This is a genomic window from Streptomyces sp. NPDC017202 (assembly GCF_044331705.1).
In the GTDB taxonomy this organism is placed as follows: domain Bacteria; phylum Actinomycetota; class Actinomycetes; order Streptomycetales; family Streptomycetaceae; genus Streptomyces.
The window spans coordinates 1-1,383 of record NZ_JBIRNP010000054.1 but is presented as its reverse complement, the minus strand read 5'-3'; the positions used below and the strand labels follow the sequence as shown (position 1 = coordinate 1,383).

The window sequence follows — 1,383 nt, the reverse complement described above, 5'->3', positions numbered from 1 at the left end:
GGGAGTGTTCAATGATCGGCGGATCCGATGATCAAGGAGACGCCTGATGAGCGACACCACCATCGAGCAGATAGCGGGCGCGGATGTCGAGCCGGTGGCTGCGCCGGTGCTGGCGAGTGACGAGCAGTTGGTCGCGATGCTGGTGGACCGGGCCCGCAGCGAGGGTCTGCAGCTGACCGGGGAGGGCGGGCTGCTGCAGCTGTTGACCAAGCGGGTGCTGGAGTCCGCCCTGGAGGGCGAGATTACGGATCATCTCGGATACGAGAAGCACGATGCCGAGGGCCGGGGCAGCGGCAACTCCCGCAACGGCACCAGGGCGAAGACGGTGCTGACCGATGTCGGCCCGGTAGAGGTCAAGGTGCCCCGGGACGTGGCGGGCACGTTCGAGCCGGCCATCGTCAAGAAGCGCCAGCGCAGGCTGTCCGGCGTGGACGAGATGGTGCTGTCGTTGTCCGCGAAGGGGCTCACTCACGGAGAGATCTCCGCGCACCTGGCTGAGGTCTACGGGGCGAGCGTGTCCAAGGCCACGATCTCCACGATCACCGACAAGGTGATGGACGGCATGGCGGAATGGTCCAACCGCCCGCTGGACAGCGTCTACCCGGTTCTCTTCGTCGACGCCATCAACGTCAAGATCAGGGACGGGCAGGTCGCGAACCGCCCGATCTACGTCGTCATGGCCGTGACCGCCGAAGGACACCGCGACATCCTGGGCATCTGGGCCGGCGACGGTGGCGAGGGCGCGAAGTACTGGCTGAGCGTCTTCACGGACCTGAAGAACAGGGGCGTTGATGACGTGCTGATGCTGGTCTGCGATGGGCTGAAGGGCCTGCCCGAGGCCGTGGAGACCGTCTGGCCTCGAACGATCGTTCAGACCTGCGTCGTTCACCTGCTGAGGAACAGCTTCCGGCACGCGGCCCGCCAGGACTGGGACAAGATCGCCAAAGCGCTCAAGCCCGTCTACACGGCCCCGAGCGAGGCCGCCGCAACTGAGCGGTTCAGCGAGTTCCAGGAAGCCTGGGGCAAGAAGTACCCGGCGGTCATCCGGCTCTGGGAGAACGCCTGGGCCGAGTTCGTGCCCTTCCTCAGCTTCGACGTCGAGATCCGCAAGGTCATCTGCTCGACGAACGCGATCGAGTCCGTCAACGCCCGCATCCGCAAGGCCGTCCGGGCCCGCGGACACTTCCCCAACGAGGCCGCGGCCATGAAGTGCGTCTACATGGCGCTGATGAGCCTGGACCCGACGGGCAAGGGCCGCAAGCGATGGACCATGCGCTGGAAGGCACCCCTGAACGCCTTCCAGATCGCCTTCGAAGGCCGGCTCACCCCGGCCGCCAACTGACCACTACAGAAACTGGATCAGCCGTCTACTGGACACTCCCG

1 protein-coding gene is annotated in these 1,383 nt (G+C 65.9%); it reads left to right on the top strand.

The features are described from left to right. Positions 1-136 precede the first annotated feature (136 nt). Positions 137-1,342, top strand: coding sequence for an IS256 family transposase (locus tag ACH4N1_RS34980; RefSeq protein ID WP_398104568.1), 1,206 nt, complete (start codon positions 137-139; stop codon positions 1,340-1,342). The last annotated feature ends 41 nt before the right edge of the window (positions 1,343-1,383 follow it).